This is a genomic window from Tychonema sp. LEGE 07196 (assembly GCF_963890365.1).
Classification (GTDB): domain Bacteria; phylum Cyanobacteriota; class Cyanobacteriia; order Cyanobacteriales; family Microcoleaceae; genus Microcoleus.
On record NZ_CAWPRX010000131.1, the window covers coordinates 16,396 to 43,190 of the forward strand.

The following is a 26,795-nucleotide window of genomic DNA, read 5'->3' on the forward strand; positions in this document are numbered from 1 at the left end:
TTAGAAATCTTCACAAATTAGATACCGTGTCAGGCAGTGGAAGTTCCAAAACTACCATCCCTATTCTTACATCCACTTATTAAGTAGGTTGGCGATATTAAACTTCACAATAGAAAAATATGTAAATCAGGCTAAAGAGTGTTGCTAGATGTGTACTTCAATGCTTTATAGTCGTTTATATATTTACGTTTTACAGCGCCGACCTACTTAAGCGAACCTATTAAGCTAGTAGTGAGAACTTCAGTCCTTGGAAACAAAAAATAAAGTCCTCACTACGAACTTAATAGATTCGTAGTGAGGACTTTAATCCTAAAACTTAGGTGCTACTAAGCCGCAGCCAAATTTTCTGCTGCGAAATCCCAGTTAGCCAAATTATCCAAGAAATTAGTAATGTAGTCGGGACGACGGTTTTGGAAATCCAAATAATAAGCGTGTTCCCACACATCCAGAGTCAGCAAAGGAGTTTGACCGTGTACTACCGGAGTGTCGGCGTTCGCAGTTTTGGTAACTTTCAAAGTACCGTTGTCCAAAACCAGCCAAGCCCAGCCACTGCCGAACTGAGTTGTCGCAGCAGCCTTGAATTCTTCTTTGAATTTGTCGAAGCTGCCAAAGTCGGCCTTGATTTTATCAGCTAAAGCTCCTGTCGGAGTGCCGCCACCACCTGGTTTAAGCGACTTCCAAAAGAAATTGTGGTTCCAAACTTGACCTGCATTGTTGAAAATGCCAGATTTGGATGGGTCTTTAGCAGATGCCATCACAATTTCTTCTAGGGATTTGCTGGCAAGTTCCGTGCCTTCAATCATTTTGTTGAGATTTGTCACGTAAGCAGCGTGGTGCTTATCGTGGTGAAACGAAAACGTGTTAGCCGACATATGATCTGACTCTAAGGCATCAGCGGCGAAGGGTAATGGTGCGAGTGTAATTGCCATTGTGTTCAATCCTCTCTAGGTGGCTGTTGTTTTTCGGTTGACTTTCCGGCTTTTCGTTGATTCGAGCCTAAAGTCCCTAGCTTGAGTTAATCAAGCTGTCGTAAATAATTCTTTACAATGTTTATATTTTATCTCAGTTGCAGCATTTTTGGATTTTGAATTCTGGTTTTCACCAAATCTACTAATACTATGAGCGAGCTAGCACAAACATTGCCAAGATGTCAACCCACTTGCGCGATAAATAAAAGTTTGGGGGGGGAAATGGTCAACACAGGGAAGCATGATAATAGTTATAAATAAATTAAACCTATTTTTTGTCAAAGAGTGACTTTATTTAACTTAAGCTGTAAGCAGGTCAAACAGATTACAGGAGCTGTCAATGGAAAATCGTTCACTTAACCATACAAGTAACCCCCCGCAGTGGTTGAATTTGAAACTAATAGTCAGCGTTCTCGAAACAATTCAAGATTTAATTGTAATTTCTTTGTGTATCGGTTTGTTCAGCTTTATGGTCATTGAACTGCGAGAAATGTTTTTCTCGCTGTTACCTCCTTTGGATTTCCAGCAAGTGACGGCAGATATTCTATTTCTATTAGTTTTGGTGGAATTGTTTCGCCTGTTAATTATTTATTTGCAAGAACAGCGCGTTTCGATTGGTGTGGCTGTGGAAGTTTGTATTGTATCAGTTTTGCGAGAAGTAATCGTGCGGGGAGTGCTGGAAACTCCCTGGATTCAAATATTATCAACAGGAGCATTTTTGCTGGTTTTGGGAGTGTTGTTGATAGTCCGAGTTTGGTTGCCGCCCACCTTTGAGGGAATTGACCCGGAACGCCGTTTTGCTAGCAAAAGGAAGAATCAGTTAGAGTCAGAATCTTCTTCAGAACCTGTTGCAGTTAATAGCAATTTTAATTCTCATTGAGTAGGGCTAAATGGCGAGTTGAGATTTGAGATTAGCTCTTTTACAAATGGTGGCGTTATTAGCCATTGTTTTCGGCAAAATAAACATGATAGCGTTCGGAATGCAAGTTTTTTGCGTTTTCCGAGGACTTGCATTCTTCACTACTATTTTATTTGATTGGGGTTGGACGATCGCGCTCCCATTAGATTACATCCTGTGCGATCGCCCAACCCCAAGAACTAAGGATCGCGCGATCGGACAGGATTCCTGGGCCGAGGGCCGACTTTAGTCCGCACTAGGAAGCGTTTTTTGTGTAATCGACGGGGCGCGATATTAACCCTCAGCCTGCAATTCCTCCAGACGGGAAAACACTTCTTGCGAGTGAATCGCCGGGTTAACCTTAACAAAAGTTTCCCGCAAAGTGCCTTCAGGATCAATAATAAAACTGTGCCGCGCCGAGATAAAACTCATCCAAGAACCGTAAGCTTTGCTGACTTGGCCGTCGGTATCAGCTAACAGCGGAAATTTTAAACCTTCAGCATCGCAAAATTCTGCGTGGGAGTTGACATCATCAGCGCTGATGCCGATAATTTGAGTGTTTTTTGCCAAGTATTTCGGTAAGTCTTGCTGGAATCGACGCGCTTCGATCGTACAACCCGATGTAAAATCTTTGGGATAGAAATAGACTACCAGCCACTTACCGCGATAATCGGAGAGGGACACTTGTCCGCCGCCACTGTTTGTCGGCAAACTAAAATCCGGTGCAGCTTCATTCACCGCCGGCAGCTTGCCGCCGAGGGCAAAGGCCGGGGCCGCAAAATTATAACTGAGAAAGACTAGACAAATTGCCAATAAAGTGCTAAAAAAATTGCGGCGGGAAATCATAAATTCACAAGTAGAATTGTACTTAAGACAAGTTTACAGTTTTCTGATTAAATGGGTAGGGGCAATTCGCGGATTGCTTCTGAAACCAAATCCGGTGTTAGCTACCCTTTGATGATTCGGCGGTTAAAACCGCTTCTCGACAGAGGGAACCAGCCTTGGCCGGTTAAGAAATAAAGCGGATATTTAGCCAGGATTTGGTATTAGTCAAGAGATAACTCACTCAAATCACAATTTACTTATGAGCGCTGCACTCCCGTTAACAGGCAAAGTTACAGTAGTCCAGGTAATTAACGGTCAACCCGTTACGATCGAAGTTGACGGCACTAATGCCCCGATTACTGGGGGAAATTTTGTTGATTTAGTTGAACGGGGCATCTACGATGGGGTGATGTTTCACCGAGTGGTACGCCAGCCAGATCCTTTTGTGGTGCAAGGAGGCGATCCGCGCAGCAAAGATCCTACAATTCCCGCAAGTCAATTGGGAACAGGTAATTTTATTGACCCGGATACTAATGGGCCGCGTTTTATTCCTTTGGAAATCAAACCGCAAGGCGCGGCGCAACCTGTTTACAACCAAGTTGTGACTCAGACACCGCAGTTGAAGCACACTGCCGGGGCTGTGGCAATGGCTCGGGCTACTGCTTTGAATTCGGCTTCTTCGCAGTTCTATTTTGCTTTGGATACTTTGCCGTTTTTGGACGGCAATTATGCTGTTTTTGGCAATGTTGTTCAAGGTTTTGAAACGGTGAATGCGGTGCAGCAGGGCGATCGCATTTCCAGCGCTAAAGTCGTTGGAGGAATCGTCCCAAGTCGGGTTTCCAACATCATTAGCGATACTGGTTTGCTGAACAATTTGGTTAATACTACCAATTTTGTCAATCTATCTTTGCGAGCGCTCAGATTGCCTGATGCCCCGAATAACTATCAAGTTACCACCCAAGATTCTCAGCAAAACCCCAGCGGCGTGCTCGGCGGTAGTGGAAACGATCGCATCGTCGGTTCACCGATTGATGATGCCATTAACGGCAGCCAAGGCAATGATACTATTACAGGCGAAGCAGGCAACGACTTCCTTAGAGGCGGCAAAGGTAACGACTTAATTAGTGGCGGTGTTGGCAACGATATTATCAACGGAAATCTCGGCGACGATACTATCAATGGCGATGCTGGTAACGACTTTTTGAGAGGTGGCAAAGGGAATGACGTGTTAATTGGTGGTGATGGCAACGATATTTTGATTGGAGATTTAGGCAACGACACTCTCACTGGTGGCGCAGGTGCAGATAATTTTGTTTTAATCGCAGGTGATGGAGAAACGGATACAATTACTGATTTTATATCGCAGCAGGGCGATCGTATTGGCATTGGCGGTACCAGTTTGGCAAGTCTGGTATTTACTCAATCTGGAAGCAACACTTTAATTCAATCAGGCGGGGCTACTTTGGCTAATGTTCAAAATGCTACGGCCGCAGCAGTTCAAAGTGCTGTTTTTGCCGTTGATTTTGCTACTATTTCCCGTCCGAATGACTTACCAGTAGGCGATGCTGCGTTCAGAATCGGCTAACTTTAACCTATAGGTGTAGGGTGCTGATATCGCACCTTACGCGACGATAGATTCCTAATTCCCGATTTCCAAATTTAACTAATACCGCAGTTGTCTAATTTGAGCGATCGATCTTTCATAGGAGAGATCGAACTGCTATCTCGGTTTTTATGAAACAAATTGTTTGCATACAAAGCATCTGCTAAATAACCGGATTATTCGCGATCGCCCGTCAATCGATTTTAGATTTGAGATTTGAGATTTTAGAGGCGACCCCACGAATAAATGCGGGGGCTTGAGGATTGAAGAATTTTAGATTTTGGATTGATTCCACGGATAAATCCGGGGGCTTGTACCACCAAGAAATTCTTGGTCAATCGATTTTAGATTTGAGATTTGAGATTTTAGAGGCGACCCCACGAATAAATGGGGGGGCTTGAGGATTGAAGAATTTTAGATTTTGGATTGATTCCACGGATAAATCCGGGGGCTTGTACCACCAAGAAATTCTTGGTCACGGCCATAGTTAAGTTCGTGTCTGGGTCAACCCCGATCGACATTTTACTAATATTTTTGAGTAATATTACCGGTGAAAGTTTCTGGTTATTTGCTATGCTTTGATTGTACATCAAGAATTTATCGCGCAAATTATTGTCAATGAACAGAGTTCTGAGGTTGAAAACTTTAGCTGCTACAGTGCTGGCGATCGCCCTGTTCACTCTCTACTTAACTCCTCCTGCGATCGCCGCGAATGCCGAGGATTTGAGTCAGCTATTAAAAGATAATTGGTGCGTCAGCTTTTTGTGGAAGCAGTGCGATTTGAGCGCTGCCGATTTGCAGGGAGTTAATCTCACTGAAGCCAACTTGAGCGGCGCTAATTTGTCCGGCGCTAACTTGTCCGGTGCTAATTTAAAAAATGCTGACCTTTCTGGTGCAGATCTCAGCCGCGCCAATTTGACAAATGCTGATATTTTGGGTACTACTCTCAGTCGAGCAAATTTGACTGAAGCTAATTTAAACCGCACCAAATTGTGGGACGCTAATCTGACTCTTGCAAATCTAAGTCGCGCCAACCTACAAGATGCTAATGTGTTAGATTCTCGACTTTGGGGAAGCAATCTCACTGAAGCTAATTTAACTGATGCGACGCTGCACGGTGCTGACTTGCAATACGCTAATTTGGCAAATACGAACTTGACAGGTGCTGACTTGCACAGCTTTTATTTTAGAGGTTCCAAACAAGTCACAAATCTGAGCAATGCTAATTTAGAAGGTGCTATTTTAACGAAAGCAAATTTCAGAGGTGCGGTGCTGGCTGGGGCCATAATGCCCGACGGATCTATTAATGAAGAAGTTGGCTTTAATTTAAAGTAAACTCGCTTTTAATTATCTCCAAAGCCAGTAAGAACAGGTAAAATGCCTGTTTCACAATGCCTGACTTTTTTCGGGTTTTCCGGCTTGTTCCACAATGTATTAATTTTCTGAACCAGTCAACAAAAGTTCCTAAAAGCTGGTTGAGGATGGTGTCAAGATTCCGTTAAAAGCAGGGTGCGATCGACCTTTCAACTCCCAACCAGTCAATATCGCTAAAATCTATCTCAAATTTCCGACCGAAGCTGCACGCATCTGTTACAATTTTTAACAGAGCCAGAACAGCACGCCAGTCTGAATTCACCGGAAATCGAAAAAACTAGATATTTAGTTTAACCTCCCAGATCACTCTAAAATCTAAAATCTAAAATCGACACTGGAGTCAATCTAAAATCTCAAATTATTCAATCTAAAATCTAAAATCGACTGATGGAAACCTTGGAAACCCTACTTTACGAACTCGCACAATTTGCTAATAATTTAGTCAACACTCAACTGACTCATCTAAGTTTAGTCAGCGTCGGAGTCATCTTTTTGGCAGGGTTGCTAACGAGCTTAACGCCCTGTATGCTTTCCATGTTGCCGATTACGATCGGCTACATCGGCGGATACGAAGCAAAAAGCCGCCTCCAAGCCGCCACCCAGTCTGCATGGTTTTCCTTGGGTTTGGCGACAACCCTTGCGGGTTTAGGCATTGTAGCATCATTTGCCGGCCAAATTTATGGCAAAATTGGTCTGGGTTTGCCGATCGCTGTCAGCATCATCGCTATTTTAATGGGGCTGAATTTACTCGAAGCTTTACCCTTGCAAATGCCGTCTTTTGACGCTGCGGGCTGGGTGCCGAAAAATTTGCCCGCAGGGGTGCGATCGTACTTATTGGGTTTAACTTTTGGTTTAGTAGCGTCTCCCTGCAGCACGCCTGTTTTAGCGACGCTGTTAGCTTGGGTTTCCAAAACGGGAGATGTTGTTTTAGGTGGTGTGTTGCTGCTGTTTTACGCCGCTGGCTACGTCGCTCCGCTAATTATAGCCGGGACTTTTACCGCCAGCATTAAAAAGTTGTTAGAATTACGCAGGTGGTCGAGTTGGATTACGCCTGTCAGTGGCGTTTTGCTGGTAGGATTTGGCGTTTTTTCCCTGATTTCCCGCATACTTCCGGCGTAACTAAAATTCGCATGATTCTGCGGCATGATTCTGCGGTTGAAACCGCTACTATACAAACTAAATCGGCGGTTGAAACCACTACTACACAAACAAATTCCGCCTCCGCCGACCAATAAAAAATCTGGAAATTCAACCAGGAATTGATATTATGTGTTACTCACAAATAACCAGTAACCAATAACCAGTAACCAATAACCAGTAACCAATAACCAATAACCAATAACCCATGACACCCGAATCAAACTGGGCGACTGCGCCTCAAAGGTTTTTCAAGCGAGAAATTTTGCCGGTGCTGGCAGATTTGCGGCTGGCAATTATTTTGTTGCTGGCGATCGCACTTTTCAGCATTTCTGGCACAGTGATAGAACAAGGCCAATCGGTAGAGTTTTACCAATCCAACTATCCCGAAAACCCGGCTTTGTTCGGCTTCCTAACTTGGAAAGTTGTACTGATTGCAGGATTAGACCACGTTTACCGCACTTGGTGGTTTTTGTCAATCCTAATTTTGTTCGGCAGCAGCTTGACAGCTTGCACTTTTACCAGACAATTTCCGGCACTAAAATCCGCCCGCCGCTGGAAATTTTATGAAGAACCAAAGCAGTTTGAAAAATTAGCTCTGAGTGCGGAGTTAGAAACAGTTCCTTTAACTTCGTTAGAACAACTTTTGCAGCAAAAAAACTACCGCATCTTTCGAGAAGGTGAAAAAGTTTATGCTCGCAAGGGCATAATTGGCAAAATTGGCCCGATTATTGTTCACGCCAGTATGCTAATTATTTTAGCTGGGTCGATGTGGGGCTCGCTGACGGGGTTTCTCGGTCAAGAAATGGTGGCTAGCGGTGAAAATTTTAAGGTGCAGAATATTATGGATGCTGGGCCTTGGGCGGGGCCGCAAATACCGAAGGATTGGTCGATGCGCGTGAATCGGTTCTGGATCGATTATAGTCCGAGCGGGGCGATCGACCAATTTTACTCGGATCTGTCAGTTTTGGACAAAACAGGCCAAGAGGTCGATCGCAAAACCATTCACGTTAACGAGCCCCTGAGATATCGGGGAGTGACTTTTTATCAAGCAGATTGGGCGATCGCCGCCGTGCGAGTCCGCCTCAACAAAAGCCCGGTTTTGCAACTACCAATGGCTCAGTTAGACACTCAAGGTCAAGGCAGAATTTGGGGCGCTTGGATTCCGACAAAACCAGATTTGAGTGCAGGAGTTTCTCTGCTAGCAAAGGACTTGCAAGGAACGATGTTAATCTACGGTACCGATGGCAAATTGTTAACTACAGTTCGCGCCGGCACCGCTGTAGAAGTTAACGGTGTGATGCTGACAATTGACGAAGTTGTAGGCAGCACGGGGTTGCAAATTAAGGCCGATCCGGGGATTCCGCTAGTCTATACTGGCTTCGGGTTGCTGATGCTCAGTGTGTTGATGAGCTATTTGTCTCACTCGCAGATTTGGGCTTTGGAGAAAAACGGCAAACTCTATGTGGGCGGCCGCACTAATCGCGCTCAGGTGACTTTTGAAAGAGAAGTTGTGGAGATTTTGGACAAGTTGGCCGAATCGAAAACAGCAGAGGGAAAAAGTGGGATATCCCCGACTTCTCTAGCCAGTCAAAGTTAATTGTAGGGTGGGCAATGCCCCACCTTACACCGGGATAAAAACCAATACTTGAAAGGAAATAAAGGCGATAAAAAGAATTGAATTCAGTCAACACGCATTACTAAAAATAGAAATTTTAGTAAGTCGCGGGGTTGCAATATCAACAGATATGATTTCGCAAACTATTAGAACCCCTAGTAAGCTAGAAGCAAGCGGTCAAGGGAAGTTTATTTGTCAAAAAAGATTGAATGGACTTGTCCTAAGAGTGGTCTACCAAGAATAGTCAGATAGAATTTTAGTAATTACTGCTTATCCTGGTAAGAGGTCAAGATATGAAAAAGATTAGATATAGCCCTGATGTAGATGCGATGCTGATTGAAATTTCCGATCCTCTTCGAGGGCTTCGCCAACGCCCGATCGCATTTGCCGAAGATGAAGGGCAAATGATTCTCCACTATTCTAGCAGTGGAGAACTGGTATTGATCGAAATATTAGACGTCAAACAATTTATCTCGTTAGAAGCTTTTTCTGAAGCAATTAAGTAATACCAATTTCAAAAAATCATGCAACAGTATTCTTGTCCCCCCCCAAAGCATCGGGGGGGCTAGGGGGGGTCGGAGACTCTTGCATGATTTTAGAGAAATGGTATAAGGTGCGCCAGAACCATGCTTTCCATGTCCATCGGCCATCTCAAACCTGACGCACCCTACTGCAATAACTATTTCATCATCTGTCTTGGTATCGAGTCAACAGTCAACAATCATCTGGCTTGAGTGCAACCGCAATTGATACTACTTCTCGTGTCGCACCTCAATCACAGTGTGTACGTTCCCCCTCGGAGAAAAATCGCCCTTCACAGTTGCTTCGAGCGGCGAGCAAGCTGCGACAAAATCGTCTAAAATTTGATTGATCGATTCTTCGTGAGAAATGTAGCGATCGCGATAACTGTTAACATACAATTTCAGGGCCTTCAACTCCACCACCCGCTCGTCTGGCACGTAAGTAACGTGAATTGTGGCAAAATCTGGATAGCCAGAAAACGGACACTTGCAAGTAAACTCCGGCAAAGTAATGTTAATCGTATAGCGCCGCCCGACTCGCGGATTCGGAAAAGTAATTAACTGCCCTTCCAAAATCTCGCGTTCGCCGTATTTCATTTCTTCGGTACTTGACTTTTGCGACATACTTTGTTCGGTTTGCTGGTGATTCATAGCGATCGACTAAAAATTTCTAACATTTAACTAAACTCACTATTAATATTTTTAACAAATATCTTGACGAATTGTATTGCGATCGATCTAATTGCAAATACTCTCAGGCTAAACTAAAAAAAGTTCACCCTCGCCAACTACTATGCAAAATACTACCTTATCTGACAATACATCCCCTGAAAACTCCAATAGTTACTCTCCATCGGTACCGATTTCGCTCTATCGAGAAGTCACCGCCGAATTGCAAGCCGCCCAAGCCATGCTTGACTCCCTCAAAACCCACAACCAGCAATTAGTCCAACAAAATCAACAACTGCGGCGAGAAGTAGAAACAGTAGTTCAAGTATCCCAACAACTACAGCAAGTAGTCAACTCGGCCCAAAGCGTCACCCAGACAGGGATGCCGCAAATGCCCTCAGTCAAATTCAATTTTAGCGTTGAACCGGAGCCTCCAGAACCTGTCATCTCGCGGAGTAGCTCTACCATACCTCAACCACCTCAGACAGTGGCTTTTCCCTTTCCCGTAGCGGAAGCCTCGCCCACATCCCCTCCGACACCCGAAACGCTTCCAGAAAAATTATTTTCAGAGGTGCAGGAAACTCCTTACCGCATTCGCTCTCAACCCAAAAAATCCTCAGACTTAAGCGGATTGTGGTTGGCCATCGCGATTTTTTTGATTGTTATTGCCGCCTTCGGTGCTGGTTATTTAGTTGTTCGCCCTTTATTAATGAAAAAGTAATTTCCAACAAGAATCCCACAGCCCGAGCCGTGGGATTTTTACCAAAACCTAGCATAAAATGTTCAAAGTTACGCTAATTGGCCATTATACTCTGGCGGCACTCGTTTCTAATGGACGAGGCGCATACTGCTCTTCACAAGCAGAACCTAGGCTGCCCACCCCGGGCTCGAAACCGCGCGTAAACTCAGTGAGTTTTACCTGTTTAGCTTCCAAAGCTGACTGTAGCACCTTCATGGCCTTGTGAGGGTCTCCGGCTCCGCAGAAAAATAAGTCTGCAGCAAAATAACCGTGTTCAGGCCAAGTATGGATTGCTATATGAGACTCTGCCAAAGTTGCAGTAGCCGTTACTCCGTGAGGACTAAACTGGTGCACGCACAAATCGATGAGAGTAGCTCCTCCGGCTTCGATCGCATCGAGTATGGCGCGGCGGATACGTTCAGGATCGTTGAGCAGGTCTCCTGGAGACTGCCAAGCATCAGCGATCAGATGGGTTCCCAATTGTTTCATTCTGCGGGGTTTTACCTCTAACTCACAATTCGTATCAAACCTTTTGACGATAGCACGATGTAAAAAATTTTGCAAGTAGTCTACCCAAAAAATCAAAAAATAGTGGTGAAGGGCGATCGTCCGAATAATTTTGGCACTTTAGGAGCAGCAACCTATAGCAAATATATGTAATAATCTGTTGGTGAAATCATAGATAATTATATTCCGTGAATCCCTTAAAAGTTTGGAAAAAAATTGCTCTGTTTGTTAGCTTAATGCTGTTATCGCTTGTGGGTGTCAAAACAGCCGCCTCTGCGACTTCCCCGGCAACAACCTTACAGGCTCAAAATTGCCCCTACGGAGGCAAACCTCGACCCTTCGCTCAAGTCGTCACCGCCAAAGATCCCCTCACTATCCGTTCCTCCCCCAACGGCCCGGTTATCGGTTTAGTTCCTAAAGGCTGGCAAGTCGTTACGGGCGATCGAGACGCAACGGGAAAATGGGTAAAAATTGGCAGTCACTTTAGTTCTAATACCCAAAATCTTGACGAAGGCAGGTTTATGAATGCACCGGATTTCCGAGTCGGTTGGGTTGATAAAAATTATCTAAAACCTTTAGGAAATTATTGCGAAAAGCCACTGAACGCACAGCGGGTAATTTTGCCAGAAGTATCAGATAAACAACAAGTTTTGATCGATCGAGATTGGCTGCAAATCGGAGATCAAATCGCCAGCCAAAACTCTGAAAAATAATTTGACCTTAATGAAATACGCATAAAAACCGCAGCGCAGCCAGCAAAAAGTGAGCGATAACAGCTTATGAGAGAATTGAGCGATCGCACCGCCATCAACTTAAAAAAAGTCTTAGAAGTTGCCCTAACTCTCCCAGGAAATTACCACCGCTTTTTGCAAGCTGGACTAATTGATTCCGACTCTGGGTTAAAACAACTTGTAACCGATTGGCAAACTGCTTTTAGTAACTTGCAGCCCATAGACAAACAAACTGTCCGGCAAAATCCAGGGTTATTTCTCGCAACTGCTGACGATTTAGTTTATCGAGGAATGACTAGCGGAACTTCCGGTGATTTTTTTACTTACTTTGCCGGTAATGAGTGGAATCAAGCGCGTTTATTGGCCCGCCACCGCGCTTTAGGTTGGTGGGGAATTGACGAACAAGTCCCAATTATTAATCTCGCCAGCCGCTTGCAGCCCCTGCGAGTTAACGATATTTCGTTAATTGGAAATATCACCGCCGATTGGCTGCAAAATTTAAAGGAATTGTTGCAAATTAAGCCTGCGGTAATTCGAGGTTATCCCAGTCGTTTGTCGGAAGTGGCGGCCGCCCTAGTTGGGCATTCAATTCCTGCTGTCTTAGGAATTATTTGTACAGGTGAGGTTTTATTTGAATTTCAAAAACAGTTACTTGAATCAATTTTTCAAACTTCTGTTATTAACGAATACGGTTGCCAAGAAACTGGGATTTCTGGCTTGAGTTGTCCTGAATGCGGGCGACTGCATTTAGATGTCGATCGCTGTTTTTATGAAATTATTGACGGTGAATTAGTCACTACAGATTTATTCAATTATACAATGCCTTTGATTCGCTATAAATGTGGCGATCGCATTCAATTAGATTTTGATGCGTGTCTTTGCGGGCGATCGGGATTCACCGCAAAAATTCTGGGCCGCAGTCAAGAACAAATTAAGACTCAGCAAGGCTGGAAATATCCGGGAGAAATCTGTTTACCTAAATTTCCGGGGATTCTGAATTATCAGATAGTCAAGCAAAATCAATTAGATGTAGATATTTGGCTGCAAGTCGAACCGCAGCAAGTTCTCGATCTGCAACCTTTACAGCTTTGGTTAGAAAATTTATTTGGAGAAGTTCGAGGGAGAGTTATTGTAGATTCATCGGATTTAAGTCAACTGGAAAATACCCAAAGTTGTAGCGATCTAGAGTGGATCGAATGGGTGACGAAAAAATCTTGGCGCGAGTGGTTGGAATTGGGTTTATTACCCGCAGGAGAAGCGAGAGAAATTGCATTATTGTTAAAAAGTTTAATTCAGCCGACAGCGATGGTAAATTCGGGGATTTCGCCGTTGGCCCAACAAGCCCTAGAAAGGCTATTACAACGTAAAACTTATCGGGAATCAACCGTAGAATTGATGTCTGTACGAGTATTGCTGTTGACTTGCAGCTTTTTAGCCGATCGCCCAACCAGACAAAATATCTACCACAGCGCCCAACAACGTTTAGCCGAGATGAATTGCGGCGAATATTCCGCGATGGTAGATTTACTAATTCCCAGTTTAGGATTCGACAGCAACACCGCTAGATCCATCTGGGAAAATACCAATTTACCCGATTCTGGCAAGCTAGATGTATTTAATATTCAACACTTATTAGCAGCATTCAATCTCGCAGCAAGCACAGCCAAACGCGAAAATCCCAAAATCGCGATCGCCTGGAAACCAATTTTATCTATTTTAATCGGAGATTTGAATTTTTGGGCCTCCAGATTCCAGATTCAAATTTTAGCATCCTGGTGGCAGTTGGTCAACGGAAAAACCCTCGCATCCAGCAACCACCGACAAACAACGGGCGATTCCTTTTTAGACGGTTGGCTAACTTGGCGGCAAGCAATTTTGGGCGATCGCGCATCAGCTACCACAGCATTATCTCAGTTACAAGCCACAGCAACTTTACCGACAGAAATAGCACGAGTCGAACTCGAACAAGGATATGCTAAACTACTTTGGCAAGAACCACTTAACCCCGTAGAATGGTTAGAGAAAATTCAAAAAAATGCTGGACTAATTAGCGCCAACTTGCCCGATCGAGATATCGATCCCATACCTTGGATACCGCTTTTGTGGAAATTAGCCCCACTTTGGTTAGCACGGGGAGAATCGGAATTAGCTTATCAGTGTTTAATTGCCGCCGCCCCGCCGGATATGCGCGCTTCGGGATTTGAAAGATTAGCAAGAGAAATGAATTACAAACAATCTACCATTTGCGATCGATCGTAATATACCTCCAATAATTCTTGCGGATTGGGTTGAAGATTTACAGTTTTTCAGGAAAAATATAATAGGTTATTGTCTAAATTTTGGTCGGATGGCGAAAGCGCAGATAAACGCAGGTAAACGCAGATATTTTTCAGACTGTTTCTGACTTTTGGTAGAGGTGTGATGGTAAGTTTAACTCTAATTATACTGGGTGAAAGTAATCTTGACTGGGAAAAAAAGGCGATCGCCACTTGGCAAAATCAAGGCTGCAACTTAGAATTAAAACAGGTAATTAGCATCAATCCTGCAATCCCCGATCGTGCAATTACAAATTGCACCTCGCCCGGTAATTTAGATGAATTAAAAATAGTCTCTTGGGCCTCGTTTTGGAAATTATTACAGACAATCAATACTGAATTAATAGCAATTTTACCTATTAACACAAAATTAAACTTTTTAGTGCCAAAATTAACCAATCTAGCCCTGCTATCTTTACCTCCAGCGGTGGATTTACCGCGAGAAACTGCCAAACAATATCCTGTCGCCGCCTTGGGTTGGATTGCTTCAACGCCTTTGGTAAAAGCAGCGCTACCGCAGTTAGAAATAAATTGCTGGAATTTTTTAGCAGTTGCGAGGGAATTAGAACGGCAAAATATTGCTTTTAGTTGGGGAACAACTACAGCAACTGCTACGAGTTTAGATGTTGTAAAGAACGATCGCGCAAAACCTCGTCCGATTCCTGGTAAAATATTAAATAAAATTCTAACAAACATCAATTATTCCCCAAAACATGATATAATTACAGGCAAATCTCGCGTCTTGGCGCTGATTCCCCATTATCGCTGCGAACAGTTTCTACATCGCTGCTTGCAGTCTCTAGTAGCTCAAACTACACCTCTGGATGGTATTGTGGTGCTGGATGATGGCTCGGATTCGCCACCTATCGATATTGTCCGAGAGTTTCCGGGAGTGACTTTATTAGCTTCGGCTGTGAATGTCGGGCCTTACCGCTTAATTCAACAGGCGATCGAACTAACAAATTATGATGCTTATTTGTTCCAAGATGCTGATGATTGGTCTAGCGAAAATCGCTTAGAATTGTTGTTAGCAGCAGCAGAAAATACTGGTGCTGAATTAGTGGGAACGCAGGAATTGCGCGCGTTTGAAGATGATAGGCTGTTACCTGTTGTTTATCCTCTCAATGTCAGCGCCGCCCTAGCAGAAAAACCGGGACATCCACTGTTACACCCTACTAGCTTAGTGTCGCGGGATTTAGTCTTAAGGTTGGGCGGTTTTGCTACGGGGTTGCGGTTTTCTGGAGATAGTGAGTTTTTGCTGCGATCGCACTTTGCTGCAAAAATAGTTAATATTCCTGACTTTGCTTATTTTCGCCGGCACCGAGAGGGTTCGCTAACTACCGATCGACAAACTGGACTAGATGCTCCGGTGCGTTTAGAATTGATTCAGCAACTCAAGAGTAGAGCGATCGCCAATACTGCGGCGGTGCGCGAGGGTAAACTACCAGATTTGCGTCCTTTGAAGACAGCAGAGGCGATCGAACTCAATTATATCACAGGTTCTTCCCTAAACTGGGCAAGCTAATACTATTTTAGATTGATTTTATACTTGGCAATTCCTTGTTGAGCTAGCCTCTTTTTTCAAACTGTTATAGACATCATGTTACAGGTAATTATTCCCCTTAAGAACCGTCCTGAAATCGGCGACTGCGTGCGATCGCTTTTAGTGGGCTTTCCGGTCACTAAAATCATTATTTGCGATGGTGGAACAACAGAATCTCAATGTTTAATTGCTTTACACGCTCTAGCCCAATTAAAAGAAATAGAGTGGTTAAAATATCCTCAATCCGACTTTAATAAAGCTCAGTTAATCAATCAAGGAATTCTCCGCGCCACCGCCGAATATTTGCTAATTTCCGATGCAGACATTATCTGGAATCAGCAGGAAATTTTACAATTATTATACTCTGTTGTATCCCCAAATAGTCTAAAATTATTATCGCTCAATAATATAAAAACTGTAGAAAATCTACCGCAGTTATTGCCTGTATCTGCCAAATCGCGAGAAAATGGGATTATTTGCTGTGTGAAAACTGTCGGAGAATCTCGCCCGCAAACCGCAGCTTTGAAGCGAAAACGCTATACTTACAACATCCAGATGCGCCAACAGACTGCCACGGTTAATATTGTAGAGGCGGTGGCGGGCGATCGCGATCGACCGGGCTGCGGCTTAATCTGTGCCCGCAAACAAACGCTATTACGCTTGGGAGGATACAAGCAAATTTTTACAGGTTGGGGATGGGAAGACCAAGATTTGCTAATTCGCGCTACCCTGTTGGGAATCGAGATCTGCAGCGCGGGGAATGTAATCCATATTTCTCATGCGGATCGGACACGCAACCAACATCACCAGCAACTACCAACCCAGCAAACGCGCGATCGCAATATCATCTCTTGCTTGCAATCTCTCCAAAAAGGCGCTCTATTTGGCGATTTAGTCCAACCACCAATTTTACCTCCTCAAATTTTGGAAATTACCACTAATTTTACCTCGAATTATAGCCGTGACTGAAATTCAGTTATCATTAATTATTACCTACCGCCAGCGAGAACACCACTTGAAAACTCAACTCGCGTGGTGGAAAACTCAAGCTTCCTCAAATTTATTATCTATTTCCGAAATTATTTTAATCGAGATCGATCGGGTTTCTTCACCTTGGATTTTACCAGAAATTACCAACCTACCAATCAGCTACAATTATCTTCCCTGTGCGGGAACTTTTCATAAAACCAAAGCTTTAAATTTAGGTTTATCTCTGTCGCGCGGACAATGGGTGACAGCTTTTGATGTCGATCTCATTCCCTACCAAAATACCCTAGAGCGCCATTTTAAAATGGCTCAAATTTCCTCCGAAATGTTAGTCACTGGCTATCGAATGATGTGCGATAAAGCCTGCTTGGATTTCGAGCAAAATTCTGCCATAATTGAAGAGTTGAAAGTTGCGCCCGAAGATATGCCGACAGCCCTATTTAAGCACTTGACACGGCGGGAGCGGTTTGGAGTTTCACCCATATTTCAACGCCAGCGCTTAATAGAAATCGGCGGATGGGATGAGACATTCATTGGCTGGGGAGCAGAGGATCAAGATATTGTTGAACGCTACTTAGGAGAGGATAGCTATTTTTGTCGATCGCCCGAATTAATCTACCTCCATTTAGCGCACCAACCCGATCCGAATTGGTCAGAATCTCAGTGGATAAAACAAAATCGCCAGCACTATTATACTAAACGCCAGTTGTGACGGGGGCGGTTGAAACCGCGTCTACACAAACAAAGTCGGCCTGCGCCGACTGGTTTCTAAAGGGGAACCCAAACCCGGATTTGAGATAGCTCTAAAACCCGTGCTTGTGAGAAACCCAGTTTCTCAAATAAACCCGGTTTACAGGTATTATAGTTTATCGACTAAACCAGACTTGAATCAACTGTCTAATATTTGCTATTAGACATTTCCAAGAATTATTTTGAAACAGGCATAGAGCCGGTTCTTGGCTTTTAGGAGAGGTCTCTTATAGCAACAACTAACAACTACCAACTGCCAACTGCCAACTGCCAACTGCCAACTGCCAACTGCCAACTGCCAACAACCAACTGCCAACTGCCAACTGCCAACTGCCAACTGCCAACTAACAACTAACAAGTTGCAACATATCAATCGCGGCTGTGAGTAGCTCCATTCGGCAAAATAGCGCCGCCCAAAGCCGCTTGATTCAAATTATCAACATTTAAGCTCGCCCCAATCAAATTCGCCTCTGACAAATTAGTTCCTGTCAAATTTGCTCCTGTCAAAGAACTTAGCAGCAAACCCGCTCCCGATAAATTGGCGTGACTCAAATTTGCCCCCCGCAAATCCGCTTCCAACAAGCTAGCACCCGACAAATTCGCACCGCTCAAATCAGCTCCCCGCAAAGAAGCTTTGTTCAAATTCGCAGCCCTCAAATCAGCATTGTGCAGAATCAAACCATTTAAATTGGCTTTACTTAAATTAGCTCCGTGTAAGTCAGCACCGCTCAAATTAGAGCCATTTAAATTAGCACCGCTCAAGTCAGCCCCGCTCAAATCAGCACCGCTTAAATCAGCAGCGCAAACAGAAGCCTCCCGCATACTTGCTTCGCTCAAATAAGCGCCAACTAAGTTGACACCTCCGAGATTTCCGCGATTGAGATAAGCCCGAATTAAAGTTGCTCCGCTCAGGTTGGCCCCGCTCAAATCCACTTCGCTGAGAATCGCTCTAGTCAAATTTGCTTTGCTTAAGTCAACCCCGCTCATAATTGCTCGACTAAGTGTCGCCCCGCTCAAATTAGCCTCATTTAGTTTCGAGCTGCTTAACAAACAAGCTCCTACTAAACTCGCTCCAGTTAAAATAGCTTTGCTCAAGTCAGCGCGAGACAATATTGCTCCGCTGAGATTTGCCCCACTAAAATCTGCTGCGATCGCCACAGTTCCAGTTAAACTAGAAGTGCCGAGGTTAGCTTCAATTAATTTTGCTTTAGATAAATTAGCCCCGCTCAAGTCGGCACCGTTTAAATTAGCTCCAATTAGTTTGCTTCTAATTAAGTTGGCTCCTTTCAAATTAGCGTTGCTCAAATTTGTGCGACTGAGATTAGCTTCAATCAAATGAGCTGCAATGAGGTTTGCTCCTCGAAAATCTCGTTCCCCGTTTCTATGTCTAGTTAAAAGTTCATTGGCACTTAAAATTTCAGTGAAATCCATAAAAAAAGTTGAGTGAGTTTCCTTAATTTCTCGATGTTCTATGTTGTCTGAAAGTTGGTTGTATTGTGTTTGCCAGTCAGTTTTGTCGATCGATACGGCTACAGTAAAAATCATCAAAACTGGTTGATTACTAGCATCACTCTGTTAACTTAGTTATAACCAGCCCTGTAGGGCGTGTTTGATGAGTTTGGTTTAAACTCTCCAAAATACTTGAAATATCGTCAGAATGCAGGATGGCCGCCAGCACCGGCTAATCTTGAACGGTTGGCTTAAGACGGTAGCCAAAAAGTCAACCGATCGCCCAGCGATGAGAAACAAGGTCAACCGGTACGCGGTGCACACCCTAGTTTTTTACCAAATTTCAAGGGTTTCAGGCAGTTTTAACCAAGGGTTTGACACGCGCCAGACAGGGCTGCCTAGTTATAACTTACGAAAATCAACCATGTTTTTCGTAACAGATTTTGGGTTTTCCACCGAGGCAGTCATTAATAAACAGAGTTTATCGCCACCCCGCGTAAGTCCTGTCAGTCTTATTTTGCTAATAGTTAGTTGCGACTGATGTTAGTTGTTAATTGTTAGTTGTATTTATACTAACTGCTAATCACTAACTATTAACTACTAAGCATTTGCCAAACTCGCAAAATATTGATAAATTGTCGATCGCCCTTGTCAAGGTCGATCGCCTATTTGGGGTATTGCTGCCGGCATCCCCGCCCCCTTCTGAGCCGAAAAATTGCCGGTACGGGCGATCGAATTTATTAGTGCCAGAAAGAAATAAGAACTCGAAGCTTCAAATCCGAATGTCTGCTACTTTCTGCCTTCTATCTTCCATCGCCCATCAAAGCAGAACCCTGCCAGCTCAGCTAGTTTCACCTCCCCCCACTGTACTCGCGTCCAGTGAAATCTCACAGGAAGGCTGTTTCCCTCACTCGCTCCCAAGGGCCGGGCGAAGCAAAAAACAGGCTATCTCTCGCCTGAGATTTCCCGAAAAAATGCCCCGCGAGGCTGATGCTTGCTCCCGCGATGCTGTGCTTGCTGTCAATCTTGACTCGATCCATGAGCGCTTGCCGTTCTAATTAACAGAAAGCCCGACACCAGACGCGCTGCCGGACATAAAAGCTGTTCCTGGCTCAAATGCTTCGCTGAGACATTGCCAGAAAAACTGTATTCATGCCACACGCAGGTGTTGCCAACGGCCATTGGGCTGCTACAGCCAACCAATCACCAGCCTCAGTCTGGACTGAAGGGGACGACAATATTATTATTAGTCATATGAACTTTTAACTGAATGTGAGTGGGAAGTCCCGCACCCTACCTGTACTCAGGTGGGTGACGGGATGAAAACGAACCAGAAACAAGTTGAGCGATAGCGAATCAGTGATACAATTGCACTATCTTGACCACTATCCTCCTAGGCGAAAACCAAGCTAAACGGAGCGTGTAGCCAGAAAAAGTATGGGTCTTAGGAACTAGGACTCCGGCCTGTGGAGGGAAGATCAGACTCCTTGCTTCAACGGATAGCAACAGCACATCCCAATGAATCAGGAAGCCAGTGCTGTATGCTACGCATCAGCGTCTGGTAGTTCACGATACTTCGGCTTCGCTGTACAAATTTGTGATTTAAGATTTTAGCATGGCCAATGACTTATTCTATATGAGTTTGGAGTTGGTCGAAAGTTGCTTGTTTACCAGAAAAAATGGGTTTAAAGCCTTCCCCTTGTAGGGTGTAAGGAAAAATTAATTTCCCTAGCAGGCAATCACCTCGCGATCGACTACCGGGTAACTGTCCTTTTGTCAACTATCAACTGTTGAATAGTGTCGCTTTTTTTAACTTTCTAAAACAAAACAAAAGCCAGCTTTCACAAAAAAAGCTGACTTTTGAGATTATTCGATCGGCCAAGCGTTCAACGCCCATCCCCTAAACAATCCGAGTGCGGGAGATGCACTACCCTGCCGTTCGTAGAAACAATACCCAAACCGAGTTTGAAGTAGTGAACTACCAGACGCTGATGCGTAGCATACAGCACTGGCTTCCTGATTCATTGGGATGTGCTGTTGCTATCCGTTGAAGCAAGTAGTCTGATCTTCCCTCCACAGGCCGGAGTCCTAGTTCCTAAGACCCATACTTTTTCTGGCTACACGCTCCGTTTAGCTTGGTTTTCGCCTAGGAGGATAGTGGTCAAGATAGTACAATTGTATCACTGATTCGCTATCGCTCAACTTGTTTCTGGTTCGTTTTCATCCCGTCACCCACCTGAGTACAGGTAGGGTGCGGGACTTCCCACTCACATTCAGTTAAATTCTTGGGTGGCCGGTCAGGCCCTGATTGGGGTCGTAAATACCAGGTGTAGTATCAACGCCGGGAGTGCCGGGAGCGCCGTAATCGGCCCGAGCGCCATCGACGCTGGGATAGTCGTAGATGCTCCAATCCTGAATGCCGCCGCGGCTCAAAATCTTTTCAGCTCTGGCGATTTCTGCTTCGCTACCGTCAAGCAGCACCAAATAATCTCCCCTTGCCACTCGATCGCTGTATACTCTAGCTTGCTCTTCAGGAATTCCCAAACCGACCAAAGCTCCGAGCAAACCGCCTGCAGCCGCACCCAAAGCAGTACCGGCAAGTGTAGTGGCGATCGCCGTAGCGGAGGCTCCTGCCAGCATAATCGGCCCGATACCAGGAATTGCCACCAGGCCCAGACCCACCAACAAGCCCGTCAAACCGCCCAAAGTGCCGCCTGTGAGCGCGCCCTTGGTCGCTCCTTCATCAGCCTTATTGTCGGCGCTGTCGTGTACGTCAATCCCTGCGATGTCGCCTTGAGAATCAGCATCTTTAGCGATCACCGAAACCCGATTCATGTCAAAACCCGCTGTTCTGAGTTCTCCCAGGGCGTGCTCGGTCTCGCGGCGGGTTGAAAATACCCCCACAGCGCGCTTGTCGTGGGTCGAAGCTCTGCGGTCGGTGTGTGTCGGCACATCGTAAATGCCCCAATCCTGAATGCCCCGCACGCTCATAATTCCTTCAGCAGTGGCAAGTTCGGCATCTGTTCCTTCTACGAATACCAAATATTCTCCGCGCGAGAGGCGATCGCTATAAACTTTAGCTTTGTCTTCGGGAACGCCCAAACCAATTAAGCCGCCCACCAAACCGCCTGCTGCAGCCCCAATCGCACCTCCGACCACAGTATCGGCCAGCAGAGTCGCGATCGCGCCCCCCGCCATAATCGGGCCAACTCCCGGAATCGCCAGCGCCCCAATGCTGCCGAGCAACCCAATCAAACCGCCCGTCACGACTCCCGCCGTCGCGCCAGCTTTCGCGCCGCCCCCCACTTTCTCATCGGTGCTCTTAGCAGCGCTAGCGCCCCCAATTTCGTTCCCATTGAGATTTTCCCCAACTACCGAAACTTTATTCATCGGAAAGCCGGTACTTTGCAGTTCCGACAGGGCTAGTTCCGTATCGCGGTAATTAGAAAAAGATCCTACAGCTCGCTTGTTTTGACCTAAAGCCATTTTTTTGTCCTTCAAAATAAACTACTTTTACACAACTACAGAATTTATGCTCTGCTTGCTACCATTAATCACATTTATTCATTTTTTTCGACATTTTTCATCGGTCGCTGGGAATAACTTCGACCTCTTTCTTCAGGCGGATTTACCCGGATTTTCAGAAATTGGAAATCGGCGGAAATTGGGAATGGGAAATTGCAGGTATTGCACGAGTTTTGAGTTGGGAGTTTTCAGTGCGTGAATCTTAAAACTTTTAACTTAAAACCCCGTTACCCGGAAGGAAGAGTCACCCAAGCATTGAGAGCCGCTTTTAAAAGCACTTTTAAAACTCCCAATTTTCCGTTTGCTCTCTTCCTTCTTTCCCTTTTCCTTCTTGTTACCCGCTCGCGACTTGTGAGCCAGCATAGCCGAAGCAAGCCGAAAAGCTTTATTGCTTCTTCCTGCTAATTAATTACTTAGGCGATGCAGGTGCAGCCGGGGCAACAGTAGCCGTAACGTTCACCATTTTGACACCCTTAATTTCTTTAGCTAGCGGCTCAATTTTAGCTAAATCTTCTTGATTGGGAACAGTGCCAGCTACGGTGACAACCCCATCTTTGGCGTCAACAGTTAGCTGACCTTTGGTGATGTTCACTTCCAACTTGGAGCGAACTTCACTTTGGAGGTCGCCATCGGCTCTGATTGCATCGCCTCCAGTCACGTTGTTGCGCTGTTCTCTGGCTCTGATATCAGAATTTGCTTGGTTTTTGCGAATGTCGCTAGTGGCGTCGGACTGAGTTTTTTTAACCGTATCCGCTGGGGGCGGGCTGGCGGCATTTTCTGTGGTGGTGGTAGAATTAGGAGCGTCAGCACTTGTTTTAGCTCCATCGCTACAAGCCGCAGCTCCAAATAATAGGAGAGCGCTGATGACAATTGGTGTTAGTTTGTTCATAAGATCTAATAACCTCCGGGTAAGCTTTCGATGAGTCTAGACTTGGTTGAGCACTGCGCCGCGCCTGACAGAATCTGTGTTGGCTGCGTAGTTTGTGCTGATTGCGGAAAAATCCTTGTCTCAAATATATAAATTTGAGGAAGTTCTTACATCGCTCTACAGGTGTAAATTCTATATTATAAGTTACGCAATTGTCACGCTACCATCAAGTTATAGGGTGCGTCAGACGCATTATTAGATCGAGATCATCAGGGTTTGGACTTCTGGGGCATCCTACTAATTCTGCCCTTTGCGTAAGTGGTGTATGTATTTCGTTAGATAGATGACAAAAAACCAAACAATGTGTTACGTCCTGTTTAACTTGTAGCAAGTTCGAGCCAAATATCGGGTATTGACCGATCGAGTTCTCAATCCCCCAATCTAAAATCCCCCAATCTAAAATCCCCCAATCTAAAATTATCACCTTTTTGAGAAAAAATATCATTAGTTATAAACCCACTATTTCTCAAAAACCCGATCGCTCTCGATATTTTTCGTTACCAAAGTCAATATTTTCGTGCAAACAAAGTTGAAAAGCCTCAATTTTATTAATAAATTCGATCGTCGCCACTTCCAGCTAATTTTTTACTCCCACCTCGAACCTATTACCCACTACGGCTAAATTCGTTAAACGCCACAAACAATTAGTTGCCGATTTTCTGGCTTCAAAACAAACGAAAAGAATCAAGAAATTTTTGAGCGTTTTCTGGTTTCGAGGTGGTCGCAACCAAGCCGTAAACGCGGGTTTCCACCAAAAATACTTGGCCCACACCTACAGGTGCAGCCGGAGAAAGCGGTTGAAACTCAAACTCTTTTCCCGGATAGCTGCCGAGGGAAATATCCCGCACTTGCAGCAATTTAGCATTTGACCCTACAACAAAGAAATCAACGGCATTATTTAAAGTAATTTTGATATTATTATTACTATTATTGTTGCCGAGCCGAAAATCGAGATCGAAGTATTGAAGTAAATAACTGTCTTTGTTTTTCAATACAGACCTGTAGGTATGAGCGATAACTTGAGTTGAAAAAGTTTCGGCATTAATTTTAGGATTTCCCGGCATATCGATCGCAAACAAACCCATCGCCGAGCAAAACGGCTGCCACTCTGGCATCTCCAAAGCAGGCCGCTGCGGGGCGGCTTGAGCTTTTGCCAAAGTGGCAAACTTGACAGGGAATATCAGTAATGTAGCAGTAACTAAGAATAAATGCAGCAATTTCATTTGGGTAAAAATTATATTTGCCCGATCGATCTGCGCTAGCCTAGAAAGATATCCGCAAACGAGGGATTTATGCTGAATACTATATTTACTCAACGACAACGCAAGTCGATCGGGCAAGCTAAAACCAGTAAAACCAATAAAACCAATATACTCCCTGGTGTAAAGACTGGGCTGGCCCTGTGTCTGCTAGCTGCTGTCACAGCTTGTGCAAACAGCCCCAACAGCAAAGCACTCGAAGAATCTTTAGCCGCCGATCCCAAATTACAACAAAATCCAGTAGTTTTATCTCCCCCGCCTCCTCCGCCAGCAGTCGAAACCAGCACAACCGCCAAACTTCCTCCCGACTTCCCCACCGAGATTCCACTCTATCCTAACGCTCAGTTAATCGAAGTTGGCGGGCAAACCGATCCGTCGCCAAAAACTGTACGGCTGCGCTGGGAAAGCACAGATCCGATTAATTCCGTACAGAACTTTTACACCAAAGAATTTGGGCGCAGCAACTGGCAAATAGTCAGCAGCCCCAGCGCCGACGAACCAGGTACTTTAGTCGCAACGCGAGATAATTTGCGGGTAACAGTGTCGCTTTCTCCTACTCAAAAAGTAGGGGGTTCTACAGAATTTGCGATCGATTATAGTAAAGAGAGTTCAGAAAATGCCAGCAGTCCCCAACCTAACAATTCGGAGTCTAGCCCATCTCCAAGCGCTTCACCAACTCCATCTAATTCAGAGGAAACTACCCCAGCACCATCAGCTTCGCCAAAATCAGCAAAAGTTAGCGAATTAGACAGCCAAATTCCTCAACAATTGCGCCAGTATGTGGCAGATTTGGCTCAGTTGGAAGTGCTGAAAGTGCGAACTACAGAAAATGCTAACTTAGAAACTAACAGCACTTTGCCCAAACCCAACAAAATTATCACCCGCCGCGAATACGCCCGCTGGTTAGTAGCAGCAAACAACCAGATTTATGCCAGCCGTCAAGGCAAACAAATTAGATTAGCAGTAGACTCTAGCGAACCCGCCTTTTCTGACGTATCCAAAACAGACCCAGATTTTTCAGTAATTCAAGGTTTAGCAGAAGCAGGTGTAATTCCGAGTTCGCTTTCAGCAGACACTAAAGATGTGAAATTTCGCCCCGATGCACCTTTAACTCGCGAAACAATGATTCTTTGGAAAGTGCCTTTAGATACTCGTCAAATTTTACCGACAGCTAACATAGACGGAGTGAAAGAAAAGTGGGGCTTTCAAGACGCTTCTAAAATTGACTCCCAGGCCTCGCGGGCAATTTTAGCTGATTTTAACAATGGAGATTTGGCAAATATTCGCCGAGTTTTTGGTTTTACAACTTTGTTTCAGCCGAAGAAATCCGTGACTCGCGCCGAAGCTGCCGCTAGTTTGTGGTATTTTGGTACTCAAGATGGGGGATTGTCAGCTAAAGATGCTCTGCAAGCAAAGTCTCAACCTACTCAGTAAAGTTGTTTGAGTGTTTAAAAGTTCACACAAAGCATCTATTTATTATGAAGCAAGTTCGATCGTTCCGACAGAAGAGCACCATTCTCAACAAGCTCTTAAAAACCGGGTTTCTGAACTTCAGATATAGGTTGTGATGCTAAATTTGCGGTCAGAAACCCGGTTTTTGCCACAGGTGCTCTTCTATCAGATCGTTCCGACTTAGGTTGTCAGCAAAAGAAGCACCCAAGTCAGAACCATCGAACCTTTTTGATTGCGGTAGTCACCGCAGTAGAAAATTCCCGTTTCTGTAATTTCTGTGCGCGAGTCACAGTCACAAATCCTTTCAAACACCGTACATCAACATCTCTCTGCTTAAACGGCGCACGCTGCGGGCTCAATTGTTTTCCCTCAGTCTTCATTTATGTATTCTCCGACACAATTTCTGGAAATTCCGAGAAGATTTTGTACGTATTTTAACCAACAGTTTTCAAACCTCTCAGTAGGATTCCGGATGCGGTAGCGGCCTTAACGATAAATGAAAAAGAGTGTTTGAGCTCTGGGAGAGCGTTTTTTAATGTACGATATGACCAAAAAAAATGGGATACAAGCCCCTTCTTCAGTGGCCGGCTTTTCTTGATTTCTGATATACTCCTTCAAAACTTCTTTCTTACGCACCCCCAACAGAAACGGCAAAATAACTAGGACTCCACAATGCTTCTTTGTGGGGTTTTTTGTGTCCAGCCTGTCCGTATCTACGACTGGAAACGCCTTTGAGCGCGTTAACTATTTGAGATATCTACAATTTAGGCGGATACTCGATCGGCGCATGAACATGATCGGCTTCCCCGTTGAACTCTAGCACTCGAAAGTTCATTTTTTGAGCTACAAGAGAGAAACGACTTTTCAATCAAATCAAGACCTTCGCCAGTGAATACAGACCGACGATATTTTGTTATGCAGACCAAATGTATTTTAAGCTCTGTAACAGAATGACGTTCGCGACGGTAAATAGTTGTCATTACTTGTAGACCAATAT

23 protein-coding genes and 1 pseudogene are annotated in these 26,795 nt (G+C 44.7%); 15 read left to right on the top strand and 9 right to left on the bottom strand.

The annotated features are described in order from the left end of the window. Positions 1-326: 326 nt before the first annotated feature. Complete coding sequence (locus AACV78_RS15500) at positions 327-929, bottom strand: superoxide dismutase (RefSeq protein ID WP_194008637.1); 603 nt, start codon at positions 927-929, stop codon at positions 327-329. A gap of 379 nt (positions 930-1,308) precedes the next feature. On the opposite strand from AACV78_RS15500, the gene AACV78_RS15505 reads away from it, so the two are divergent. Next, the gene (locus AACV78_RS15505; RefSeq protein ID WP_194008636.1) at positions 1,309-1,848 is read left to right on the top strand and encodes a phosphate-starvation-inducible PsiE family protein; all 540 of its coding nucleotides are present in this window, start codon (positions 1,309-1,311) and stop codon (positions 1,846-1,848) included. 100 nt (positions 1,849-1,948) lie between these two features. Further along, positions 1,949-2,116: a hypothetical protein gene (locus tag AACV78_RS15510; protein WP_194008635.1), complete on the top strand. Its 168-nt coding sequence runs from the start codon at positions 1,949-1,951 to the stop codon at positions 2,114-2,116. A gap of 44 nt (positions 2,117-2,160) precedes the next feature. Here AACV78_RS15510 and AACV78_RS15515 read toward each other — a convergent pair whose 3' ends face one another. Next, positions 2,161-2,712 (bottom strand): peroxiredoxin, encoded by a 552-nt coding sequence (locus tag AACV78_RS15515; RefSeq protein WP_194008634.1) that lies wholly within the window; start codon positions 2,710-2,712, stop codon positions 2,161-2,163. A 238-nt stretch (positions 2,713-2,950) separates the two neighbouring features. On the opposite strand from AACV78_RS15515, the gene AACV78_RS15520 reads away from it, so the two are divergent. The 5 genes from AACV78_RS15520 (at position 2,951) to AACV78_RS15540 (ending at position 8,929) form a co-directional block, all read left to right on the top strand. After that, on the top strand, positions 2,951-4,276 hold the full coding sequence (locus AACV78_RS15520; RefSeq protein ID WP_194008633.1) for a peptidylprolyl isomerase: 1,326 nt from the start codon (positions 2,951-2,953) through the stop codon (positions 4,274-4,276). Between the two features lie 636 nt (positions 4,277-4,912). Beyond that, on the top strand, positions 4,913-5,629 hold the full coding sequence (locus tag AACV78_RS15525) for a pentapeptide repeat-containing protein (RefSeq protein WP_194008632.1): 717 nt from the start codon (positions 4,913-4,915) through the stop codon (positions 5,627-5,629). A gap of 426 nt (positions 5,630-6,055) precedes the next feature. Beyond that, positions 6,056-6,787, top strand: coding sequence for a cytochrome c biogenesis protein CcdA (locus AACV78_RS15530; RefSeq protein ID WP_194008631.1), 732 nt, complete (start codon positions 6,056-6,058; stop codon positions 6,785-6,787). 226 nt (positions 6,788-7,013) lie between these two features. Next, positions 7,014-8,405, top strand: a complete 1,392-nt coding sequence (locus AACV78_RS15535; protein WP_194008630.1) for a cytochrome c biogenesis protein — start codon at positions 7,014-7,016, stop codon at positions 8,403-8,405. A 311-nt stretch (positions 8,406-8,716) separates the two neighbouring features. Beyond that, positions 8,717-8,929 carry a DUF2283 domain-containing protein gene (locus AACV78_RS15540; RefSeq protein WP_194008629.1) on the top strand — a complete coding sequence of 71 codons (213 nt, stop codon included), beginning with the start codon at positions 8,717-8,719 and terminating at the stop codon, positions 8,927-8,929. A 246-nt stretch (positions 8,930-9,175) separates the two neighbouring features. Here the strand turns inward: AACV78_RS15540 and queF are convergent, their stop codons facing one another. Continuing rightward, entirely contained in the window at positions 9,176-9,595 is a 420-nt protein-coding gene (gene queF, locus AACV78_RS15545) for a preQ(1) synthase (RefSeq protein ID WP_194008628.1), read from the bottom strand. A 142-nt stretch (positions 9,596-9,737) separates the two neighbouring features. On the opposite strand from queF, the gene AACV78_RS15550 reads away from it, so the two are divergent. After that, a complete protein-coding gene (locus AACV78_RS15550; protein ID WP_194008627.1) occupies positions 9,738-10,334 on the top strand; it encodes a hypothetical protein in 597 nt (198 codons plus the stop codon). A gap of 84 nt (positions 10,335-10,418) precedes the next feature. Here AACV78_RS15550 and speD read toward each other — a convergent pair whose 3' ends face one another. Then, entirely contained in the window at positions 10,419-10,841 is a 423-nt protein-coding gene (gene speD / locus AACV78_RS15555; RefSeq protein WP_194008626.1) for an adenosylmethionine decarboxylase, read from the bottom strand. A 206-nt stretch (positions 10,842-11,047) separates the two neighbouring features. Between speD and AACV78_RS15560 the strand changes: the two genes are divergently transcribed. The 5 genes from AACV78_RS15560 to AACV78_RS15580 all read left to right on the top strand — a co-directional run bounded on the left by AACV78_RS15560 (position 11,048) and on the right by AACV78_RS15580 (position 17,147). Next, entirely contained in the window at positions 11,048-11,572 is a 525-nt protein-coding gene (locus AACV78_RS15560) for an SH3 domain-containing protein (RefSeq protein ID WP_194008625.1), read from the top strand. Between the two features lie 66 nt (positions 11,573-11,638). Then, a complete protein-coding gene (locus tag AACV78_RS15565) occupies positions 11,639-13,849 on the top strand; it encodes a phenylacetate--CoA ligase family protein (RefSeq protein WP_194008624.1) in 2,211 nt (736 codons plus the stop codon). A 162-nt stretch (positions 13,850-14,011) separates the two neighbouring features. Then, positions 14,012-15,430, top strand: coding sequence for a glycosyltransferase family 2 protein (locus AACV78_RS15570; protein WP_194008623.1), 1,419 nt, complete (start codon positions 14,012-14,014; stop codon positions 15,428-15,430). A gap of 75 nt (positions 15,431-15,505) precedes the next feature. Continuing rightward, positions 15,506-16,417, top strand: a complete 912-nt coding sequence (locus AACV78_RS15575) for a glycosyltransferase (RefSeq protein ID WP_194008622.1) — start codon at positions 15,506-15,508, stop codon at positions 16,415-16,417. Continuing rightward, the gene (locus tag AACV78_RS15580; RefSeq protein WP_339383667.1) at positions 16,410-17,147 is read left to right on the top strand and encodes a galactosyltransferase-related protein; all 738 of its coding nucleotides are present in this window, start codon (positions 16,410-16,412) and stop codon (positions 17,145-17,147) included. The genes AACV78_RS15575 and AACV78_RS15580 overlap by 8 nt, the downstream gene beginning before the upstream one ends. Before the next feature lie 407 nt (positions 17,148-17,554). Here the strand turns inward: AACV78_RS15580 and AACV78_RS15585 are convergent, their stop codons facing one another. Beyond that, the gene (locus tag AACV78_RS15585; RefSeq protein WP_194008648.1) at positions 17,555-18,616 is read right to left on the bottom strand and encodes a pentapeptide repeat-containing protein; all 1,062 of its coding nucleotides are present in this window, start codon (positions 18,614-18,616) and stop codon (positions 17,555-17,557) included. A gap of 626 nt (positions 18,617-19,242) precedes the next feature. Here AACV78_RS15585 and AACV78_RS15590 point away from each other — a divergent pair. Next, positions 19,243-19,692, top strand: coding sequence for a hypothetical protein (locus tag AACV78_RS15590; RefSeq protein WP_194074310.1), 450 nt, complete (start codon positions 19,243-19,245; stop codon positions 19,690-19,692). A 1,219-nt stretch (positions 19,693-20,911) separates the two neighbouring features. On the opposite strand, the gene AACV78_RS15595 is transcribed toward AACV78_RS15590, so the two are convergent. From AACV78_RS15595 to AACV78_RS15605, 3 genes are all read right to left on the bottom strand, one after another. Then, positions 20,912-22,120, bottom strand: coding sequence for a general stress protein (locus AACV78_RS15595; RefSeq protein WP_194008620.1), 1,209 nt, complete (start codon positions 22,118-22,120; stop codon positions 20,912-20,914). 448 nt (positions 22,121-22,568) lie between these two features. Continuing rightward, positions 22,569-23,048, bottom strand: coding sequence for a BON domain-containing protein (locus AACV78_RS15600; RefSeq protein ID WP_194008619.1), 480 nt, complete (start codon positions 23,046-23,048; stop codon positions 22,569-22,571). A gap of 704 nt (positions 23,049-23,752) precedes the next feature. Next, positions 23,753-24,310: a hypothetical protein gene (locus tag AACV78_RS15605; protein ID WP_194008618.1), complete on the bottom strand. Its 558-nt coding sequence runs from the start codon at positions 24,308-24,310 to the stop codon at positions 23,753-23,755. Between the two features lie 69 nt (positions 24,311-24,379). On the opposite strand from AACV78_RS15605, the gene AACV78_RS15610 reads away from it, so the two are divergent. Further along, complete coding sequence (locus AACV78_RS15610) at positions 24,380-25,780, top strand: S-layer homology domain-containing protein (RefSeq protein WP_194008617.1); 1,401 nt, start codon at positions 24,380-24,382, stop codon at positions 25,778-25,780. A 600-nt stretch (positions 25,781-26,380) separates the two neighbouring features. On the opposite strand, the pseudogene tnpA reads toward AACV78_RS15610, so the two are convergent. Continuing rightward, a pseudogene (gene tnpA / locus AACV78_RS15615) lies at positions 26,381-26,778 on the bottom strand (IS200/IS605 family transposase); the annotation flags it as partial. Between the last annotated feature and the right edge of the window lie 17 nt (positions 26,779-26,795).

What these genes read in the sequence shown, in the direction of transcription:
- AACV78_RS15525 (WP_194008632.1), top strand. Translation starts at nt 4,913, where the DNA reads ATGAACAGAGTTCTGAGGTTGAAAACTTTAGCTGCTACAGTGCTGGCG.
- speD (WP_194008626.1), bottom strand. Translation starts at nt 10,841, where the DNA reads ATGAAACAATTGGGAACCCATCTGATCGCTGATGCTTGGCAGTCTCCA.
- AACV78_RS15505 (WP_194008636.1), top strand. Translation starts at nt 1,309, where the DNA reads ATGGAAAATCGTTCACTTAACCATACAAGTAACCCCCCGCAGTGGTTG.
- AACV78_RS15610 (WP_194008617.1), top strand. Translation starts at nt 24,380, where the DNA reads ATGCTGAATACTATATTTACTCAACGACAACGCAAGTCGATCGGGCAA.
- AACV78_RS15520 (WP_194008633.1), top strand. Translation starts at nt 2,951, where the DNA reads ATGAGCGCTGCACTCCCGTTAACAGGCAAAGTTACAGTAGTCCAGGTA.
- AACV78_RS15510 (WP_194008635.1), top strand. Translation starts at nt 1,949, where the DNA reads ATGCAAGTTTTTTGCGTTTTCCGAGGACTTGCATTCTTCACTACTATT.
- AACV78_RS15575 (WP_194008622.1), top strand. Translation starts at nt 15,506, where the DNA reads ATGTTACAGGTAATTATTCCCCTTAAGAACCGTCCTGAAATCGGCGAC.
- AACV78_RS15540 (WP_194008629.1), top strand. Translation starts at nt 8,717, where the DNA reads ATGAAAAAGATTAGATATAGCCCTGATGTAGATGCGATGCTGATTGAA.
- AACV78_RS15535 (WP_194008630.1), top strand. Translation starts at nt 7,014, where the DNA reads ATGACACCCGAATCAAACTGGGCGACTGCGCCTCAAAGGTTTTTCAAG.
- AACV78_RS15595 (WP_194008620.1), bottom strand. Translation starts at nt 22,120, where the DNA reads ATGGCTTTAGGTCAAAACAAGCGAGCTGTAGGATCTTTTTCTAATTAC.
- queF (WP_194008628.1), bottom strand. Translation starts at nt 9,595, where the DNA reads ATGAATCACCAGCAAACCGAACAAAGTATGTCGCAAAAGTCAAGTACC.
- AACV78_RS15530 (WP_194008631.1), top strand. Translation starts at nt 6,056, where the DNA reads ATGGAAACCTTGGAAACCCTACTTTACGAACTCGCACAATTTGCTAAT.
- AACV78_RS15515 (WP_194008634.1), bottom strand. Translation starts at nt 2,712, where the DNA reads ATGATTTCCCGCCGCAATTTTTTTAGCACTTTATTGGCAATTTGTCTA.
- AACV78_RS15570 (WP_194008623.1), top strand. Translation starts at nt 14,012, where the DNA reads ATGGTAAGTTTAACTCTAATTATACTGGGTGAAAGTAATCTTGACTGG.
- AACV78_RS15565 (WP_194008624.1), top strand. Translation starts at nt 11,639, where the DNA reads ATGAGAGAATTGAGCGATCGCACCGCCATCAACTTAAAAAAAGTCTTA.
- AACV78_RS15600 (WP_194008619.1), bottom strand. Translation starts at nt 23,048, where the DNA reads ATGAACAAACTAACACCAATTGTCATCAGCGCTCTCCTATTATTTGGA.
- AACV78_RS15585 (WP_194008648.1), bottom strand. Translation starts at nt 18,616, where the DNA reads ATGGATTTCACTGAAATTTTAAGTGCCAATGAACTTTTAACTAGACAT.
- AACV78_RS15500 (WP_194008637.1), bottom strand. Translation starts at nt 929, where the DNA reads ATGGCAATTACACTCGCACCATTACCCTTCGCCGCTGATGCCTTAGAG.
- AACV78_RS15550 (WP_194008627.1), top strand. Translation starts at nt 9,738, where the DNA reads ATGCAAAATACTACCTTATCTGACAATACATCCCCTGAAAACTCCAAT.
- AACV78_RS15605 (WP_194008618.1), bottom strand. Translation starts at nt 24,310, where the DNA reads ATGAAATTGCTGCATTTATTCTTAGTTACTGCTACATTACTGATATTC.